Annotated in this window: 15 protein-coding genes; 7 read left to right on the top strand and 8 right to left on the bottom strand. The window is 37.7% G+C overall.

From position 1 onward, the window contains the following. The first annotated feature begins 82 nt into the window (after positions 1 to 82). Both ABVM49_RS09845 and ABVM49_RS09840 read left to right on the top strand, forming a co-directional pair. Positions 83 to 1,918, top strand: a complete 1,836-nt coding sequence (locus tag ABVM49_RS09845; protein WP_405201700.1) for an OstA-like protein — start codon at positions 83 to 85, stop codon at positions 1,916 to 1,918. A gap of 174 nt (positions 1,919 to 2,092) precedes the next feature. Continuing rightward, the gene (locus ABVM49_RS09840) at positions 2,093 to 2,788 is read left to right on the top strand and encodes a TlpA family protein disulfide reductase (protein WP_405201699.1); all 696 of its coding nucleotides are present in this window, start codon (positions 2,093 to 2,095) and stop codon (positions 2,786 to 2,788) included. A gap of 88 nt (positions 2,789 to 2,876) precedes the next feature. Here ABVM49_RS09840 and ABVM49_RS09835 read toward each other — a convergent pair whose 3' ends face one another. Both ABVM49_RS09835 and ABVM49_RS09830 read right to left on the bottom strand, forming a co-directional pair. Next, positions 2,877 to 3,830 carry a lytic transglycosylase domain-containing protein gene (locus ABVM49_RS09835; RefSeq protein WP_405201698.1) on the bottom strand — a complete coding sequence of 318 codons (954 nt, stop codon included), beginning with the start codon at positions 3,828 to 3,830 and terminating at the stop codon, positions 2,877 to 2,879. A gap of 29 nt (positions 3,831 to 3,859) precedes the next feature. Continuing rightward, positions 3,860 to 4,513 carry an alpha/beta fold hydrolase gene (locus ABVM49_RS09830; protein WP_405201697.1) on the bottom strand — a complete coding sequence of 218 codons (654 nt, stop codon included), beginning with the start codon at positions 4,511 to 4,513 and terminating at the stop codon, positions 3,860 to 3,862. Between the two features lie 200 nt (positions 4,514 to 4,713). Between ABVM49_RS09830 and ABVM49_RS09825 the strand changes: the two genes are divergently transcribed. Beyond that, positions 4,714 to 5,013 (top strand): N-acetyltransferase, encoded by a 300-nt coding sequence (locus ABVM49_RS09825; protein WP_298348275.1) that lies wholly within the window; start codon positions 4,714 to 4,716, stop codon positions 5,011 to 5,013. A gap of 96 nt (positions 5,014 to 5,109) precedes the next feature. After that, a complete protein-coding gene (locus ABVM49_RS09820) occupies positions 5,110 to 5,766 on the top strand; it encodes an alpha/beta hydrolase (protein ID WP_405201696.1) in 657 nt (218 codons plus the stop codon). 88 nt (positions 5,767 to 5,854) lie between these two features. Here ABVM49_RS09820 and ABVM49_RS09815 read toward each other — a convergent pair whose 3' ends face one another. The 4 genes from ABVM49_RS09815 to dnaK form a co-directional block, all read right to left on the bottom strand. After that, on the bottom strand, positions 5,855 to 7,879 hold the full coding sequence (locus tag ABVM49_RS09815; RefSeq protein ID WP_405201695.1) for an OmpA family protein: 2,025 nt from the start codon (positions 7,877 to 7,879) through the stop codon (positions 5,855 to 5,857). Position 7,880: 1 nt separating this feature from the next. Next, positions 7,881 to 8,801, bottom strand: a complete 921-nt coding sequence (locus tag ABVM49_RS09810) for a type IX secretion system membrane protein PorP/SprF (protein WP_021778667.1) — start codon at positions 8,799 to 8,801, stop codon at positions 7,881 to 7,883. A 15-nt stretch (positions 8,802 to 8,816) separates the two neighbouring features. Then, entirely contained in the window at positions 8,817 to 12,644 is a 3,828-nt protein-coding gene (locus ABVM49_RS09805; RefSeq protein ID WP_405201694.1) for a gliding motility-associated C-terminal domain-containing protein, read from the bottom strand. 352 nt (positions 12,645 to 12,996) lie between these two features. Next, positions 12,997 to 14,901, bottom strand: a complete 1,905-nt coding sequence (dnaK, locus tag ABVM49_RS09800; RefSeq protein WP_405201693.1) for a molecular chaperone DnaK — start codon at positions 14,899 to 14,901, stop codon at positions 12,997 to 12,999. Positions 14,902 to 15,215: 314 nt separating this feature from the next. On the opposite strand from dnaK, the gene ABVM49_RS09795 reads away from it, so the two are divergent. The 3 genes from ABVM49_RS09795 to ABVM49_RS09785 all read left to right on the top strand — a co-directional run bounded on the left by ABVM49_RS09795 (position 15,216) and on the right by ABVM49_RS09785 (position 18,537). Further along, positions 15,216 to 15,908, top strand: a complete 693-nt coding sequence (locus tag ABVM49_RS09795; protein WP_405201692.1) for a TetR family transcriptional regulator C-terminal domain-containing protein — start codon at positions 15,216 to 15,218, stop codon at positions 15,906 to 15,908. 66 nt (positions 15,909 to 15,974) lie between these two features. Further along, positions 15,975 to 17,300, top strand: coding sequence for an ABC1 kinase family protein (locus ABVM49_RS09790; protein ID WP_405201691.1), 1,326 nt, complete (start codon positions 15,975 to 15,977; stop codon positions 17,298 to 17,300). A 229-nt stretch (positions 17,301 to 17,529) separates the two neighbouring features. Then, on the top strand, positions 17,530 to 18,537 hold the full coding sequence (locus ABVM49_RS09785; protein WP_298348260.1) for a 3-oxoacyl-ACP synthase III family protein: 1,008 nt from the start codon (positions 17,530 to 17,532) through the stop codon (positions 18,535 to 18,537). A gap of 86 nt (positions 18,538 to 18,623) precedes the next feature. Here ABVM49_RS09785 and ABVM49_RS09780 read toward each other — a convergent pair whose 3' ends face one another. Both ABVM49_RS09780 and ABVM49_RS09775 read right to left on the bottom strand, forming a co-directional pair. Beyond that, positions 18,624 to 19,154: a YfiT family bacillithiol transferase gene (locus tag ABVM49_RS09780; protein ID WP_035324490.1), complete on the bottom strand. Its 531-nt coding sequence runs from the start codon at positions 19,152 to 19,154 to the stop codon at positions 18,624 to 18,626. 152 nt (positions 19,155 to 19,306) lie between these two features. Next, on the bottom strand, positions 19,307 to 20,239 hold the full coding sequence (locus ABVM49_RS09775) for a peptidylprolyl isomerase (RefSeq protein ID WP_299148351.1): 933 nt from the start codon (positions 20,237 to 20,239) through the stop codon (positions 19,307 to 19,309). Between the last annotated feature and the right edge of the window lie 117 nt (positions 20,240 to 20,356).

Below are 20,356 nucleotides of genomic sequence, written 5' to 3'. Positions count from 1 at the left end.
TAGCAACGTTTTAATCTTTACAATCTATTTTTTGATAAAGCGCTAACGGTTAAGGCTAGCAATTTGATTATTTTTGGAATTAATGAACTACAAGCACTACATCTTACTAGCTGGGATTATATTTTTTTCCGCTTTCGCGAAAGCGCAAGAACAACCCTCAAAGCTCATCTATATAGAATCTCCCATAGAGCGTATAAATGAAGAGGAGTTTCCTGGGGCAATCCTTTTACTGAAAAACAATAATGAGCAAGTTTACATAGAGCACGAAGGTGCAGAGATGTGGTGTGATCTTGCCTTTTTTTACAAAGAAGAAAACTTTGTAAAGGCTTATCGAAATGTAAGGCTCAAACAAGGCGACTCTGTCTCTATGCGTAGTAAATACATCGAGTATAATGGTAAAACAAAATTTGCCTATGCCGCCGGCGATGTATTTCTAAAAAAGGATACAACCACCGTCACTACAGATACAATGTATTTTAACCGTACTACACAGCAGGCATATTACAGAACTGGTGGTGTTGTAACCTCTCCTAATAGCAAGATTACAAGCCGTGTGGGCCGTTATTATATAGAGCAAGATAAAATCTCATTTATAAGCGATGTGGTCGTAAAAAACCCTGAGTATACTATAAACAGTGAGCAACTAGATTTTTATAGTGTGCCAGAGCACGCTTATCTATACGGCCCTACAACGATTACAAGTAAGACTTCTAAGGTGTATTGTGAACGTGGGTTTTATGATACCGCAAATGATTATGGCTATTTTGTAAAAAACTCTCGTATAGATTATGATAACAGGCAAGTATATGGGGATAGTCTTTATTTTGATAGAAACCGCAATTTTGCCAGCGCTACTAATAATATAAAAGTACTTGACACCCTTAATAGAAGTCTAGTAAAAGGGCATTATGCAGAGGTTTATAGAGCAAAAGACTCCGTACTCATAACGCAAAGAGCCGTTGCTATTACTGTAGAAGATAATGACTCTGTATATGTACACGGCGATAAACTGCTACTTACAGGTAAGCCAGATAATCGTATACTCAGAGCTTATAAAAATGTAAAGCTCTATAAGAGTAATATGAGTGGTAAGAGTGACTCACTACACAGTAACCAGCGCACAGGTCTTACACAAATGATTCGTAAACCTATCTTATGGAGTGAAGAAAGCCAGATCACGGGTGATAGCATACACCTCATAAGCAATACAGAGACAGAAAAAATAGATTCGCTTAAAGTTTTTAATAACGCTTTTATTGCTCAAAAGGATACTATCTCTGGTTTCAATCAGATTAAGGGCCAGAAACTTTATGGTTTTTTTGATGATGACAATGCACTTAAGCAGGTAGATATTATAAACAATGCCGAGACCATAATGTATATGCGTGAAGATAATGGAGATCTCACAGGGATAGATAGAGGCAAATCTGCAAGGATAGAAATCACTTTTTTTGAGAACACCATAGATGAGATTAATAAAATAAAGAGTCCTGGCGGGAATATTTTTCCTGAGTCTCAATTTTTAGACGAGCCACAAACCTTTGAAGGGTTTAACTGGCGTGGCGATGAGCGACTTCTTAGTAAAGAAGATATTTTTAAAGGTGAGGCACCTTTTACACTTACAAAAATACAGGGAATACCTCTTCCAGAAATAGATGAAGGTTTCTTTAGCACACCAGATGATGGCGAGAAACCTCCACTTTCAGAAAACTCTGATATAGATGAAGGCACCTTGCAAAACAGAGAGGAAAACAAACCACAATACGGTACTGAATCTTCTGATGATGAAAGCACAAAACAAAGAGAGTCATTAATAGAACGTAATCAAAAGGCAGCGCTAGAAAGAGCAAATACTGACAAACCAACCAAAAATAAACCAAATGTGTCTCCTCTTATAAAAAAGGGCGGGAACAACTAAACCCCTTGACAAATATCATATTCTTAATAAAAATAGATTTCACCAGCTATTTATCACTATTTTGATTAATTAAGTGCCAAAAATTTACTTGTTAACCCGATTTTTGAGCGCTTGAGCGAAAAAATTTCTTTTTTACATCCTACTCACATACCTTGCTAGTATAAAGGTATAATTATGGGAAGATTATTACTTACACTCCTTCTTACTGCGCACGTTACACTATCGGCTCAAAACTCTCAACTGTTTTTTTCTGATGTGCTAGACACGCACCTACCTGCCTATCTTTTACAAGCCGAAGACGCGATTAGAAATTTAGAACAAGACAAAGTCAAAGTACTTTTTGATAATCTTGTTCAAGATAAAATCGCAGGGTCTCTAATGGACAATTTTACGGTGACTAAACTTTCTAAAAAAGCGGTAACACTTAATGACTATACAAAACCAGTAATGCTACTCACCTACTCTAGCTGGCGTATAAATTGTAAAGGAGAACAAGCAGCTCTTAATGAACTAGCAGCCCAGTATGGAGATGACATATCTATAATATTACTGCATTGGGGAAACAACAAGGAGGTAAAAAAACTAGCAAAAGGATATCATCGTAACATTGACGTGCTTTATGTAGATGACTCAGATAACAAGTACACACAGATTATTAAAAATCTTAAGCACTCCTTAGGCCTGCCTCTTGCTTATACCATCACATCAGACAAGACAATTATTAATATAAAAAGAAGACTCTCTAATAAAATGGCAAAAGATGAAAAAGATGCCGCCCTTGAGAATTATGACCTTTACAAAAACTTACTCACAGAGCTTCTTTTTAAACAAGAAACACTGAGCGAGGCTCCCATCGTGATAAACAAATAACACCTTCATTATATCTTGAATAATAGAAAAAGCCTGACAGTAATATTTCTGTCAGGCTTTTCATTTACAACGATGTGTTATTACATTGTTATCTCCCTAAAGAGTATGCTCCTTGTTTAGGTATCTCTATATAATATTTCTTTCTTGAGCTATTATTGAGCTTAGGCTCCCTCAACCAAGGGTTATGTATTTTTAAAATCTTATAATTAATCCCAAAACGCTCAGCAAATTTTACAAAATCTGTGACTGCTGTATCAACTTCTACCTTGTATGTAGGTACAGCGGTATATAGGTCTTCTGTTCTAAAATTAAATCCATACTTTTTTGGGTTATTAAGAATCTCCTTAAGCGCGATAATTCTAAAAACATATCTACCTGTCTCTTCACCTAGAAGTAAGTCATAATAATCATCTACATTTTGCTCCTCAAAGCGACGTGACACACCATAGTTACCTGCATTATATGCAGCAGCAGCAGCCGTCCAGTTTCCAAAACGCTCTTTAGACTTCTTTAAGTACTGGCAAGCAGCCCTTGTAGACTTCTCTATGTGGTAACGCTCATCTACATTGCTGTTTACTTCTAGACCGTACTCTTTACCCGTTTCTTTCATAATTTGCCAGAAACCTGTAGCTCTTGCAGGTGATACCGCCTGTGTAAGACCACTCTCAATAACTGCAAGGTATTTAAGATCATCTGGTACGCCCTCTTCGGCAAGTATGGGCTCTATGATAGGAAAGTATTTGTGCGCTCTTTTAAAAAGCAATAACGCATTAGACTGCCAGTAGGTATTTACCAGAAGTTCGCGATCCATACGTTCCTTAATGTCTGGATTTTGTACAGGCACTTCCTCTCCAGCAAAGTTGAGTCCATCTGGCATAGGGATGGCATATACGTTATAGTCGTTTACAAGTTTTTCGGTTTGTACTTTTTCATCTTTTACGGGTACTTGTTCTTCCTCTTGCTCTTGTGGAGCTTTTGCAGAGTTTATAACAAGACCGGCAACTGCGACTATCGCCACACCTGCAAAAATTTTCTTCATCATTATCATCGTCTTTTCTATTTTAAATCAATTTACTCATTTTCAATGAGTTTTGGCAAATGTTCATTAAACCATTTTGCACGAGTTATCACCATTATATGTGTTCCCTCTTGAACCTTTATACAATTATCTATATACTTGACTGGAAACACTTTATCTGCTGTGCCGTGTATATGTATTGCATTTTCTGTAGGGGTTTCTTGATCCCAGCACACCATTTCTTTTACTGCCCACTTCATATATCTTCTATCATTCATAGATAGATATTTCTGATACAAATCTAAGCGGTTTTTTATGGTTTCTCCAAAGGCATATTTAGCAAGTTTATCAACATCTTCTATAAGACTGGCTGGAAGTGCTTTGTAGAGTTTTAGCTTTCGCGAAAGCTTCATTCGCCTCGGTAATTCATACTTACTTTTTACAGTGCTTACTAGTATGAGCTTGCGCACATTGATGTGCTTTGCCATCTCTTGTACGAGCACTCCACCAAAACTCACGCCTAGCAATACAATATCATCGTGCTCTATAAACTGTGTCATACGGAGGGCATACTGTGATAGTGACTCCCCAGGTTCTGGCAGCTGCCATTCTAGTAAATGCGTAGTATAAGAAGCACTCGGTAAGCTTATATTTTCAAATATAGAAGGATTTGCAGCCATACCAGGCATCAAATACACGTGTATCATCTTACTTAGGAATAAGGGTTTAACATAGAAGTAGTGGCCTATTTCGGGAATTTTTTGTAAATTTGCAACACTTTCTTATTAAGAAATTCATATGTTTTAAAAATATTCTCAAATACCAGCGTTTACAGCGCATAAAACTAAAGACTGATTTCTTATTACGTGTTAATTATATTACAAATACTAAATATTTTTCAAAATTTATGGAGGCTACAACAGCAATTGAATTGACAGACAATGAGTTTCTAAGACAATTCGAAACTACCTTTGACGGAAAGCTTGCAAAAATGGAATATTCCTTACAAGAGCGTAAGATCTTCCTCACTAAAATATTTATGCCAGAAGGCACAGAAGACCATATGAACGAGTTTATAGTAGCCGTTTTTAAGGAAGTAGCAGATAGAGAGATTAACCTCGTCCCAACAAGTCCAGAAATTGCAAAATTTATGCGCTCTAACCGCCGTAAGTACAAAAAGCTACTACCAGTAGGTATTAACATATAAGTTGCTCTCAAAGCAACCTAAAACCACTCTATCGAGTGGTTTTTTTTATGCCTTATTACTAACAAGATTCTACAAGCTTTTCTACTTTTATCACCTATGGAAGAAAATAGTATAACCTACACACATACTAATACGTATACCACACTTAATGATGTAACCTCACAGACTAAAAATGTATGGATAGCACTACACGGTATGGGGTATTTATCAAAATATTTTATCAAGTACTTTAAGGCTCTAGATACTACTGAGAATTATATCATAGCACCACAGGCGCCTAGCAAGTACTATCAAGATAAACGTTTTAAATACATAGGTGCAAGCTGGCTTACTAGAGAAAATATAGAAACCGAGAAGGAAAATCTCTTTGCCTATCTAGATGCAATGTGGAGCAAAGAACTTGAGAAAATAGGAAATCAAGAAGTACGCTTTATCTTTATGGGTTACTCGCAAGGAGTCTCTATACTCACCCGCTGGATGGCACACAGAGCGCTATCTTGTGATTATCTACTGCTACACTCTGGTGCGATACCTCAAGAACTCGAAGCAACAGACTTTAATTTTCTACCACAAAGCACTACGGTAACTTATCTCTATGGAGATGAGGATGAGTACATCACAGAAGCCCGTAAGACAGAGCAACAACTTAAAGGCTCCGCACTTTTTGGAGAAAGGTTAAATGTGCAGGTTTTCAAAGGAAAGCACGAGGTGCACGTTCCGTTTATAAATGAGATAAGTACTCAACTTATGTAAGTACTGGTTATGAGTACGCTTTCGCGAAAGCGTAAACCCAAAAAAAAAGCAACATAAACTGTTGCTTTTTTTATGAATGATTATATCTCTAGTAACCTGTTATCTCAAACTCACTACGCCTATTGAGCTGGTGCTCTTCTTCTGTACATTGCCCCGCTGGACAATCTACTATTGGCTGGCTGTTACCATAACCTTGATACTGTATGCGAGTAGGGTCTATTCCTTTTTCTACAAGATAATCAAATGTAGCTTTTGCTCTGTTTTGTGATAACGGAACATTATATGCCTCTGGCCCACGACTATCTGTATGAGATTGTATTTTCATTTTGATACGTTTATACTTTATAAGCTTTGCAGCAAGCTCATCGAGTACAACTTGAGAATCTTCTCTTATACCGTATAGATCAAAATCAAAGTAAATAGGAGCTACATCTATAAATAGCTTACCTTCTTTTTCTACCACTTGTGGCGACTGTGTGTCTGTGAGTAACTCAAAACGGCTAGGGTCTTTATCTTTAAGATCTTTTGCAAGATTCTTTTGTTTCATCATCGTGAGTTCTGACTCGGTAAATATGCGATTTACTTTAATCACATAAGGAGCCTCTTGCACGCCTCTTATCTGGAAGTCTAAGCTACCTTGATCGTGGTTAACTCCAGAGCCTATAAATGTATAATCATCTACAGTAAGTGGCACGGTAAAAGTGCCCGCAACGGCTTGTGTCTTCTTGTAAATTTCTTTTCCTTGATATCCTATAATCTTAATAGTTGCATCACTTATTAACTCATTTGTTACAGCATCTCTTATTTCAAATCGTGTGTTAAACTTTCTAGTAATAAGCTCACCTGTCTGGACAAAACTATAAATATCGTCATCTTTTCCGCTTCTGCTTGTTGCAAAAAGACCTTCATTTTGAGCGTAGTATGTGAGACTAAAGTCATCATAAGGCGAGTTTACAGGTGCGCCTAGATTAATAGGTTCTGTAAATCCTTTTACGGTAAGTGGGGCTACAAAGATGTCTAACAATCCTAGTCCTAATCTTCCGTCTGTAGCAAAGTATAAGTCCCCACTGTCTGACACATAAGGAAATTGCTCTCTGTGAACTGTATTTATAGTAGGTCCTAAATTTACGGGTGTACCATAAGAGCCATCAAGATGTACCGTGACATAATAAATATCATAACCACCTAGACCGCCATCCATATCTGAAGCAAAGTAAAGTCGCTTACCATCTTTAGTGAGTGTAGGGTGCATATATGAAAATTGCTCTTTTACAAAAGGTAGACGCTCTGCTTCTCTCCAAATCTCGTCTATGCGCACACTTTTATATAAGTGAACACGATTCGTCCCTTCTTCATCAAAAATTCTTTTTGAATCACTTTTTTCATAAGCACTACGCGAGATGTACATCTCATCACCTGCTGCGTTAAAGCTTATATTACCATCGTGTAATGAAGAATTTACACCTTGACCTAAACGAACGGCTTCACCAGCTAGTTCATTTTTATCATTAACACGTACTCCATAAATATCAAGAAAAGGTCTTTGTGTAGACTTAAAACGTTTTGCAAATAATGTTTTAAAAACATCATCATTGAGACGATCTGAGGTAAAGAATACACTATCACCTACACGTACAGGTCCAAAATCATCTGCCTCAGAGCTTATGTTACTCTTTGTAGCATCAAATTTAGGATTACTGCTAGATAAGGCTTTGACTGTTTCTAGCGCTTTAGTTTTATCAAAATCTTCTCCTTTGTTTTTATAATAAGCTTCAAGGTAGTTTAATGCTTCTACGCCCTCACCGGTGACCGTTAGTGCGTGGTACATTTTAAAATTAAATTCATTATCAAACGTTCTATTTTGATCATTAAAACGCTCATTTACAAGTTGATTAAGATATAAGGCTGCGCTTTTATAATCTTGACCTAAGTAGTAGGCATCTATTACTTTACTTAAATTTTCTTTAGAGTTATTATCCTTAAGTGCTTGCTCATAATAATGTGCAGCACCTATATAATCTCCTCTCTTAAAGAACCGATCTCCTTTTTTAGATTGTGCAATGACTGTTGTACTCAGGCACAGTATTGCAAGTAGTAGGTATATATTTTTCATCTTAATAAAATCTAGGTGAGATGTATCTTTTCTGTAAGCCTAATATGTCAAAAGTGTATAACAATACAATCTCGTGACTCCCATTATTAAAGCTGTTAAGATCACTTACATTAAAATCGTAGCTATAACCTAATTTGAGACTGTTTGTGATATTAAAGCCGGCAAGAGCTGCGATAGCATCTTGATGTCTATATGAGACACCTAGCTCAAATTTATCATCATAAAGTGCGTTTACAGAGAGGTCAAAAGTAAGTGGTGCACCACTCACCCACTTTGCTACACCAGAAGGCTTGATCTTGAGCATATCTGTCACCTCATAAACATATCCAGCCATTAAGTAAGCAGTAGGATCCTTTTTATAAAGTACAGAGCTTCCTCCATCTTCAAATCTATTTTCTATCTTATAAGGAATTACACTAGGAGAACTTAAGCCTACATAATAATTTTCTTTAAAGAGAAATACCCCAGCACCTACATTAAGAGATGTTGTCTGGCCATTTTGAAAGGCTTGGTCACTAGTAATATTTTGCCCCGTAAAATCAAGACTCTGGTTATCTACTCCTAGTTTTAAACCAAATGATAGATTAGTACTTTCTGCTACATTAATTCTGTAAGCAAAGTTTACATTAAAATTATTTGTAGTAAGTACATCTCCTATCTGGTCATTTACATAATTAACACCTATCTCTACGCGCTCGTTGAGTGGGATGTTTGCAAAAACATTTGCTGTGGTAGGAGCTCCTTCAAGACCTACCCATTGCGATCTGTATAGACTCCCTATACGTATGAGTCCTGGCTCATTAATCATATATGCAGGGTTTACCACACCCTGATTGTACATATACTGTGTGTACTGCGGTTCTTGTTGTGCGAGCGTAGATAAACTACAAAATGCCGCTAGTATGAATAATCTAAATTTCATAATATGCTTTTTATTTTATCTACTTAAGTAAAAATTACCGTCTATAGGTTCTGTCTCCGAGTCGTTTGGATACAGGATATAGAAATACACACCCGTAGGTAATTGATCTCCTAGTCCTGAGCCAGTGTTTGCACTTCCGTCAAAGGCTGGAGTATTTTTATTTCCTCTATACACAATGGTACCGTATCTATTAAAGATTTGAATATCAAAATTTGGATATAAATCTGGGTACGTTCCTAAGTCTAGAAAATCGTTTTGACCATCACCATTGTCAGACACCCCGTCAGATATCTCTTGCTGGCAGCTACCATCAGTAAGTGGCAAGATATCGGCTAGGTATGAAACTCTTTCAGACTCACAACCATTTTCATCTATGGCAGCCACATAATACGTGACATTATTTTCTAGCAATGTGGATAATGGTAAGGGGGAGCCCGCTTCCGCGAAAGCGTACCAATTATAAACTGCCGCTCCAGTAACTAAAATATCTCCCAAAGTCTGATCATCATTAATACAAAACGTCTCTGGATCTGCTACCGAAGGCGCATCTATCGCTGTTATAGTAAAAGTGATAGTCGCATCATCATCACCACAGTTGTCATTTTCTACGAGGTACATATATGAAAACGTCCCAGGTTCAAAATCGACTATAGATAGTAGCCCATCCTCTATGATGAGCGATGTATCAAGATTTATAAACTGTCCCGTTACATCTGCCCCTTCACTCAAAAAGTCAAAAAGCGAGAGTGTATAATCACCAGGACAAACAAAGGTGTCTAGATCTTCTCCTGCATTTGCGATTCCGTTTACAGTGACATTTACCCAAGCAAAAGCCTCTGGACACACATCTGTAGCAGCAATGGTATAAATATAATCTCCGTCTAGCGCAGTCATAGGGTCTAATATCGCCTCGCTTGAAGAAGAAAAATAACCACCAGGGCCTGTCCAAGTTCCTGTTGTATCTGGAGTACCAGAGAGTGATAAAAATAAATCAAGTGGCGCATCATCTTGGCACAGTACAATACTTGATGTAATACCCGGATCTTCTTGCTCAAAGACTGTAAAGTCTAATGTAGCTTGGGCATCACAACCATTTTCTGTAGTGGTCGCATAAATAAAACTAAAATCCTGCTCACCATCTATCTCCGGAAAGAAAAAGAAGTTATCTACCACTTCACCTGTTACCGCATCTGTAAACTCACCTAGAGGTCCAGAATAAATAACCTCAACACCGTTTGTTTCTAGCAAAGAGATAAGACTCACAAATCCAGCCTCGTCACAAATAGTAACACCAGCAGTATCTTCTCCAGGATAATTATTTTCAAAAAAGGAAACCGTAACTGTTGCACTTAACGCTTCGCAAACACCATTTGCTGGTGTAGTATATATATAGTTACCCTCGGCGTTTATTGTAGGGTCAAAAATTGCTTCATTATCTGTGGTTATATATCCCTCAGGACCTGTCCAAGTTCCCGTTGTAGCAGGAGTACCTTCTAAAAAGTCAAATAAGTTTACAACATCATCTACAGCACAGGTCTCATAAATTGCGTCTACACCTGGACTTACACTTTCAAATATGGTAAACTCTAGTGTCGCAATATCTATACAACCGTCGTCTGATGTTGTCGTATAAGTAAAATTAAAGGTTGCTTGCCCATCTATTTCTGCATATAAAAATGGATTTGCAACTTCCTCGCCACTTACCGTATCTGTCCACACTCCTTGTGTTCCTTCATAAATAGTATCTGTACCATTTGTATCTAATAAATTGATAAGATTAATAGGAGACTCTGCATCTACATCACATATCTCTACGCCTGCAGTATCTTCTCCTGCATACAGAAACTCGAGTAGCGTTATACTTAATGTTGCCATATCTTCATCACAACTTTCATTGCTAGGCACGGTGTATACATAATCTCCTGCGGCATTAGTCGCTGGATCATAATTTGCAACATTATCTGTAGTAGTGTATCCTTCTGGACCCGTCCAAGTTCCATTAGTATCTGGACTACCTTCTAGTAGTGTAAAAAGATCTACCTCTTCACTATTTGCACAAATATCTACTAGAGTATCTTCCCCAGCATCATATTGCTCATAAATAGTAAAGCTCAATGTAGCGCTATCTGCACAGTCACTAGCGCTAGTTGTTGTGTTGTATACAAAATCAAAGGTTTGTGAACCTCCAGTAATTTCAGGAATAACAAAGTTATTATCTATCACAGTAGATGTTGCTGTGTCTGTCCATACACCATCTGGCCCAACATATACTGTTTGTACACCATCTGTCTCTAGTAAATCTGTAAGTGTAAGTGTTTCTTCATTCTCACAAAATTCAAGATCTGCAGTGTCTTCTCCTGCATAGTTTGGATTTGTAATAACTATAGTAATTTGAGCGGTTTGAGTATCACAAGGGTGATTCTCATTTATTTCTGAAGAACAACCGTCAGGAATATCAAAAACTTGTTCTTCTATTGCCTCTGCATTATACTCCTCATCTACAGTAAACTCAAAAACATATGTTCCAGCAGCGGTGAGAGGATCGAGATTTGATAAATCTATAGTACCTTGACTTGTATACCCTGGATCTTCTGTCGTTGTAGCGATATCACCTGTGTTAGAAACTAATCCTAAATCTGAAGGTCCAGAAATCAATGTCCAGTTAGTGTAATCATTATTAGGATAATCATAAAGCACTCCATTTTCTGTAGTAAATTCTACATAATCATATAGATTAACACTTCCTAATGTTTCATCTGTAGTACAAAATGTTGCTTCATTTTCGTTTTGACTAAACGGTCTTACAGATTCATAAAATGTAAAACCTATGGTACTTGTCGCATCATTACAAACGGTAGACCTACTTTCTACAAAATATTGGTACTCGTAAGTTTGTGATCCAAACCTAGGGTTACTCATTACAAGATCTGCATACACCTGAGCAAGATTAATTACAGAATCTCCTGGACCCGTGATTTGACCTGTAGGGTCTGTCGCATCTAGCCATATTCCTTCTATATTTTCGTTTACTAGAAACTCATCTTCTAGTAAATCAATATCTCCATCATAATTACCAGCTATAAGTTCTGTATCACAGATATTAAATTGATTTGCAAATCCAGCAAAAGGCTCCCTAACCACAGATACTGTAACGGTTGTAGATTGCTCTGCATCACAAGGTGTTATACCTGGCACTGTATAAACTAGCTCAAATGTCTCTTCATCTACTAGCGGTGGACCCTCTTGATATGGAATGTTTACGTTAAGAAAACGGTTGCCACTTATAGAAACAAAGTTAGCACTCGACCCAGTATATGTCCACTCCCCATTGCTATGCGGACTAGGGTTAGAAAGCATAGTTTGAAACAAGTCAATCTCTGTAAACTGCATACACTCTGCTGGTGGAGCTGGTTGACATACCTGTAAGTTTATGGCACCATCCATCGTGTTTGCAACAGTTCCAGAATAAGGACCTAGTACGATATTAAATAAGTATTGCACATCTTCTGGACAGCCAGATGTACCGCTCAAAAATTCAAATTGATAATCTGTATCAAGTTCCGAAGAGCTATCAAGATCCCATAAATAAAGCTCACCAGTAACTACATCTAGGGCAAAGTTAAAGTTTGGATCAAACCACATACCATCTGCAGCAGTAATCGTTGTACCGCTCAGTGTAGAGAACTCTTCATATAGATTTATGATTCCATCTGGAGTACCGTTGTTATCACCGTCTACAACAGTCATATCACAAACAGTAAAAGTCTCTGTGTCACCACATTGTGCAAATGTTGTTGTAGTTACGGTTACAAAAAAGATAAGAAACAGGTATAATTTCCCCATAATTAGACTGGTTTAGTGTCGCAAATATAGGTGAGACCTCTATAAAAAACTCGTTATAGTGCATATTTATACAGCTGTACTACACTATTGTATGATTTATACTACAAAAAGCTATACATTATCTTCTATAAATTAGATTTTGTAAAGATGCGTGTAATACCGCTTTCGCGAAAGCGCAAAAAAAATCCCTTTAACTTCACGTCAAAGGGATTTCATTATATATAGTGTCTCAATAAATTACCGATTTTTGTTAAGCAAATATTTTACCTCTTCAAAATCTATACTTCGACTACACTTAGTAAATAGTACTTAACTTCTTCGAAGTCTATACTTCGACTACGCTCAGTACAGGCTACTTGACTTCTTCGAAGTCTACGTCTTCTACATCACTAGCAGTATCTCCACCAGCATCTGGTCCAGCTTGTGCATCTGGTCCTGGTTGCCCAGCACCATCTGCTTGCGCTTTGTACATCTCTTCAGATGCAACTTTCCAAGCTTCGTTGATTTTATCTAGTGCTGGAGTAATCGCGTCTACAGACTTAGTCTCGTAAGCTGCTTTAAGCTCTGCAAGTGCATCTTCGATAGGCTTCTTCTTATCGTCAGATAACTTATCACCAAACTCAGTAAGTTGTTTTTCCGTTTGGAAAATCATACCATCTGCCTCGTTTATCTTATCTGCGGTTTCTTTTGCTTTTTTATCAGACTCTGCATTTGCTTCTGCCTCTGCTTTCATCTTTGCAATTTCTTCTTCAGATAGTCCAGAAGATGCCTCGATACGGATATCTTGAGATTTTCCAGTTGCTTTATCTACTGCACTTACTTTAATGATACCATTTGCATCAATATCAAAAGTTACTTCAATTTGTGGTACACCTCTTTGTGCTGGTGGGATATCAGTTAACTGGAAACGACCTATCGTTTTGTTATCTGCCGCCATAGGGCGCTCACCTTGTAGTACGTGTATATCTACACTAGGCTGATTATCTGCCGCTGTAGAGAATACTTGTGACTTCTTAGTAGGTATTGTAGTGTTTGCTTCTATAAGTTTTGTAAATACGTTACCCATAGTCTCAATACCTAATGAAAGTGGTGTTACATCTAGTAGTAATACATCTTTTACATCTCCAGTAAGTACTCCTCCTTGTATTGCTGCTCCTACGGCAACAACCTCATCTGGGTTTACTCCTTTTGATGGTGCTTTACCAAAGAACTTCTCTACCGCTGCCTGTACTGCAGGGATACGAGTAGATCCTCCTACAAGAATAATCTCATCGATATCTCCTGTACTTAATCCAGCAGATTTAAGTGCTGTCTGGCAAGGCTCTATTGTTCTTTTTACTAGGTCGTCTATTAACGCTTCAAATTTTGCACGGCTTAAAGTACGTACTAAGTGCTTAGGCCCAGAAGCCGTAGCAGTTACATAAGGAAGGTTAATTTCTGTCTGTGTAGAAGAAGAAAGCTCAATCTTAGCCTTTTCTGCAGCTTCTTTAAGACGTTGTAAAGCCATTGGGTCTTTACGTAGGTCCATATCCTCATCTGCAATAAACTCTTCTGCTAGCCAGTTTATGATTTTTTGATCTACGTCATCACCACCTAAGTGTGTATCACCATCTGTAGATAATACTTCAAAAACGCCATCTCCTAGTTCTAGTATAGATACATCGTGTGTTCCTCCTCCAAAGTCAAAAACAACGATTTTTTGATCTGTATCTTTTTTATCAAGACCATAAGCAAGTGCTGCTGCTGTAGGCTCATTTATGATACGCTCTACTTTAAGACCTGCAATCTCTCCAGCTTCTTTTGTAGCCTGACGTTGAGAATCGTTAAAGTATGCTGGAACTGTAATTACAGCTCTTGTTACATCTTGTCCTAAGTAATCTTCTGCAGTTTTCTTCATTTTTTGAAGAGTCATCGCAGATAATTCTTGAGGTGTATATAAACGGCCATCTATGTCTACACGTGGTGTATCATTGTCACCTTTTACTACTTTATATGCTGCACGCTCTGCCTCTTTGCTAGATTCAGAAAACTTGTTACCCATAAAACGCTTTACAGAAGCGATAGTCTTTGTAGGGTTTGTTACAGCTTGTCTTTTTGCAGGGTCTCCTACTTTAATCTCACCACCTTCTACAAAGGCAATGACAGATGGAGTAGTTCTCTTACCTTCTGCATTAGGGATTACCGTAGGCTCGTTACCTTCCATTACAGCAACGCACGAGTTGGTAGTACCCAAGTCAATTCCTATTATTTTACTCATTATATATGTATTTAAGTGTTATTTAATTTTTTCAACACTCACAAATAGACAAGGAGTATGCCATCGGTCAAAGTATGACAAGGTGTCATTATTAAAAAATAAAGGTTTTAATTACGCTTTCGCGAAAGCGTAAAAATACATAGCACCACCCACTACTCTAATCAACCAACTATTAAACATCACAAAGCAAACATCTTACAAGCAACTACAAAAAGGGATTTCATATAATTTGAAATAATTTTAACGTAACTTTTGTTTAATAGTATTGTTGCAAGGTTAAACATAATGTATCTTTACATAAAACAACAAATATTATGGCAACTGTAAAGAAAACGACTAAAAAGACTACTGCCAAGAAGAAGACAGTAAACGCTCAAATGCTCATTACAGCATATATGGAGTATGTGCTAGAGCACGGAGAAGAACCAAAAACGATTTACAAGTTTTGTAAAGAGCACAATATAGAAGAAGCAGAGTTTTATAAATTCTTTGGCTCTTTTCAAAATCTTCAAGCAGGTATATGGAATGCTTTCCATACAAATACTGTAGGTGTGCTTCACAAAAACAGTGATTTTGAATTGTACACCAATAAAGACAAAATGCTCTCATACTTTTTTACAATGTTTGAGATGCTTACTGCAAACAGAAGTTATGTGCTTGTAGCACTAGACCAGCATAAAAATATGCTCAAAAATATGAGCCAGCTCAAGGAGTTGAGAGGTCACCTTACCTCTTTTGCAGCAGACCTTATAGAGGCTGGTAATGATGATAAAAATTATAAGATTACAAAAAATCCTGTACGTCTTTTTAAAGAAGGAGCTTGGGTACAGTTCTTATTCTTACTTAAATACTGGATGGAAGATAACTCTCCAGCCTTCGAAAAAACAGATGTGGCTATTGAAAAATCTGTAAATGCAATTTTTGACATTTTTGAAACCACACCGCTAGAAAGCATCATAGACTTTGGAAAATTTCTTTTTAAAGAAAATTTCACAATGGCAAAGTAGTACTATAAGTACGCACGAGGTTTTACCTCAACTCAACAAGATAATAAGCCCTATGGGCATCAATATATGAAAACAATAGACCACATACCTACTAACAAACTCCAGAGAGCCTCAAAGCTTGTAAAGACTGGCGTAAAGGTGGGTGCAAACTATGCAAAATATTACGGTAAGAAGGTCGTTAACCCATCGCTCACAAAAGAGCAACTTAATGAAGATAATGCCGAAGATATTTATGATGGCTTAAAAAGTCTAAAAGGTAGCGCACTTAAGGTGGCGCAAATGCTTAGTATGGAGAAAAACATTATGCCTAAGGCATATGTAGAAAAGTTTTCTCTATCACAATTTAGTGTTCCTCCCCTATCTCCACCTTTAGTGCGTAAAACCTTTAAAAAATATTTGGGTAAATACCCAGAAGATCTCTATGATACGTTTGCGGCTCAGAGTGTTAACGCGGCCAGTATAGGCCAAGTGCACCAGGCGACATTAAATGGGAAAAAACTTGCTGTGAAAATCCAATATCCAGGAGTCGCAGACAGTATCAGTAGTGATCTTGCTCTTGTAAAACCTATTGCAAAGAAGATGTTTAATCTTCAAGGCGAGGGTAAAGAAAAATTTTTTCAAGAGGTAGAAGATAAACTACTAGAAGAAACAGATTACAATCTAGAGCTAGCACAAAGTATCGCAATGACAGAAGACTGTGCTACCATACCTAATCTTGTATTCCCAAGGTACTATCCAGACCTATCTAGTGAGCGTATACTCACTATGGACTGGATGGATGGGGAACACTTAAGTGAGTTTGTAGCACATAATACAGATCAAGAAGCGGCAAACAAACTGGGACAAGCGCTATGGGATTTTTATATGTACCAGATGCATATTTTAAAGCGCATACACGCAGACCCTCACCCAGGTAACTTTATGGTAGATAAAGACCACAATCTTATTGCCATAGACTTTGGTTGTATTAAGCACGTACCGCAAGACTTTTACATACCTTACTTTGACCTTGCAGAACCGTCAAATATAAATGACCCTAATATTTTTAAGCAAAAATTATATGAGCTAGAAATATTACGAGATGATGATGATGCAGAGACCGTAAAGTTCTTCTCGGCACTATTTCACGAGATGCTCAGCCTCTTCACACAGCCTATGCATCAAGAAGAATTTGATTTTAGAGACAGTACATTTTTTGATCAGATTGCCGTATTAAGTGAGAAGTATAGTAAGGATACAGAAATACGTAAGATGAATGGTAATAGAGGTAGTAAACACTTCTTATATATAAACAGAACATTTTTTGGACTTTATAACTTGATGCACGATCTCAAAGCACAAATAAAGGTCAATAATTTTAAGAACTATGTACCCACAGACTCTGTGGCATAAAGGTTAATAATTGTGTTACTTTTTGTGACATGTTATTGGTTAGGTTGTTTTTTGAAAAGAGCGCTTTTAGTCGGGCGCTCTTTTTGTGTTTATATGTTATGCTGTGCGTGCATACTAAAATTATGAGAGACACTTTATCTACCCCTTAAGATAAAGTATATTTACACGCTGAGAGTTTTACGCTTTCGCGAAAGCGTAATTACCCTCAAACAATTTTCAAACACAGCTTATGTATAATTCTAAAATTACCGGACTAGGTAAATATGTCCCAGAAAATGTGGTGACAAATGATGATCTATCAAAACTGATGGATACTAATGATGAGTGGATACAAGAACGCACCGGAATAAAAGAGCGTAGACATATCAAAAAAGGAGATGGTAACTCTACCGCAAAGATGGGTGTAAAAGCAGCAACCATTGCTATAGAGCGTGCTGGACTTACTAATAAGGATATAGATATGATAGTCTTTGCGACACTCAGCCCAGACTATTACTTCCCTGGCTGTGGTGTGCAAGTACAGCACTTAATGGGTATGGAAACCGTACCTGCACTAGATGTAAGAAACCAGTGTTCTGGATTTATCTATGCACTTGCAACGGCAGACCAGTTTATAAAATCTGGTATGTATAAAAATGTACTGGTTATAGGATCTGAAAATCATAGTGGAGGTTTAGATTTTACCACTAGAGGACGTAGTGTGTCTGTAATATTTGGTGATGGTGCAGGTGCTGCAGTACTTTCTAGAGAAGAAGATACGACTAAAGGTGTATTATCATCTCACCTACACAGTGAGGGAGAGCACGCACTAGAGCTATCTCTTAAAGGACCAAGCACAGAGCAATGGGTACCAGAACTTATAGAGACTAACCCGCAAGAAGATATCCCTTACTACCCGTATATGAATGGGCAGTTTGTATTTAAAAACGCCGTGGTACGCTTTTCTGAGGTGATTATGGAAGGTTTACAGAAAAACAAACTTGATGTAACAGATATCGATATGCTTATACCGCATCAAGCTAACTTACGTATCTCACAATTTGTCCAGAAAAAGTTTAAGCTTAGTGATGATAAGGTGTATAATAACATCCAGAAGTACGGAAACACAACGGCTGCTTCTATCCCTATTGCCCTAACAGAAGCTTGGGAGAATGGGAAGATAAAAGAAGGAGATACTGTAGTGCTAGCTGCTTTTGGCAGTGGGTTTACGTGGGCCAGCTCTATTATAAAGTGGTAATATAACCTCGTATTGAGATTTTAATAAAAAAAAGTCCGCAGTAGTATGATACTACTGCGGACTTTCTTTTTGTGCTAGGTCTATAATTATTTCCAGCCTTTCTCTTTCACTAGGTTTGCAATGTGCATATAGTGATGCATACTGTGCCAGGCATATTGCCCTACATTTTGTTTCAAGTTATAGGTTTTATCACCTGCAGGGTGAATAAATGTTTTAGACAGTTGCTCATCTGTGAGCGTTCTTAATAATCGTACCAGTTTATAATGAACCACTTCAAGGTGACGTAGTGACCACTCTACTGGCATCCCTTCTAGATCTGGGAGTGCCGTCCAAGCATTTTCATCATAGGGTTTTATAACTGGGTTTTCTTCTGTGAGTGCCCATTTAAAACGCGTATAGCTGTTGTGATGACTATCTGCTAGATGATGTACTACTTGTCTCACGTTCCATCCTTCTGGTCTGTAAGGTGTGTTTAACTGCTCATCACTCATCTCGCTTGTCATATCTCGTAACTGAGCTGGCATTACTTCTAGAATGTTAATCCACTCTGTAAGCTTCTCGTTTGAGATATCTGTGGGCATCGAATATTTTCCTATTGGGTATCTTAACTTTTCCATAGTCTCAAAAATAGAAAAGTCTCTGCGCCTTTACACATAATTGTTATCACACCTTATTAACAACCACGAGGCTATGTAAATATAGAAGCTATTAAAAACAAAAAAGGTCTGGCATAACACCAGACCTTTTAAAACTATTATAAGTGTACTCCTTACTTTACAGCAACAAGCTCTACATCAAATACGAGTGTAGCGTTAGGTGGTATTACACCACCAGCTCCTGCACTACCGTAAGCTAGATCTGAAGGGATTACTAAACGTGCTTTATCTCCTACATTTAATAAAGCGATACCTTCATCCCATCCTGGGATTACTTGACCTACTCCTAGTTGAAAATCTATAGGTTGGTTTCTTTTAAAAGAACTATCAAAAACAGTTCCGTCAGGAAGTGCTCCTTTATAGTGTACAGAAACTGTTTTACCTTTTTCTGCTTTTACACCATCTCCTTTTTGAATAATCTGGTAGCGTAGTCCGCTTTCAGTAGTATCAAATCCTGTTGCTAGTGCTTCTATCTCTGCTGCTTGTGCTGCTCTCTCTTCTTCTATACGCTTAGCTCTAGATCCTTCAAAGGTTCTAAATGCTTCTACCGCGTTCCAAGCCTCTGCCTCTGCTCCTACACGTATGATTTCGATTTTTTCCATCTCATCACCTTGTGCTACGCTATTTACTACGTCTTGCCCTTCTACTACGTTTCCAAAAACAGTGTGCTTACCGTCTAACCAGTCTGTAGGGATGTGTGTTATGAAGAACTGAGTTCCATTTGTTCCTGGTCCAGCATTTGCCATAGATAATTTCCCTGGAGCATCGTGCTTAAGATCTGGATGAATCTCATCGTCAAATTTGTATCCTCCATCACCAGTTCCAGTTCCCAGTGGGCAACCTCCTTGGATCATAAAATCAGGAATGACACGGTGAAATTTTAATCCGTCATAGTAAGGTGTTCCTTGAGGTTTTTGAGAGTTCTCTAGGTTTCCTTCTGCTAGGGCAACAAAGTTTCCTACTGTTCCAGGAGTTTTCTCGTGCTCAAGCTTAAGTGTTATTTCGCCCTTTGGCGTATGAATTTTTGCGTAAATACCGTCTTGCATTATCCTTGTTTTTAATGAGGTGCAAAGATACTATTTACCTTTGGGAAGGCAAATGAGCAGGTTTAAAAATATACTAAGTTTAATATAATCTTAGCACTTACCTTAAAGACTGGTACT

The sequence above is a fragment of the Dokdonia sp. LLG6352-1 genome (genome assembly GCF_045055815.1).
In the GTDB taxonomy this organism is placed as follows: Bacteria; Bacteroidota; Bacteroidia; order Flavobacteriales; family Flavobacteriaceae; genus Dokdonia; species Dokdonia donghaensis.
Note: the sequence above shows the minus strand (reverse complement) of the source record. Positions and strands in the feature narration are given on the sequence as shown.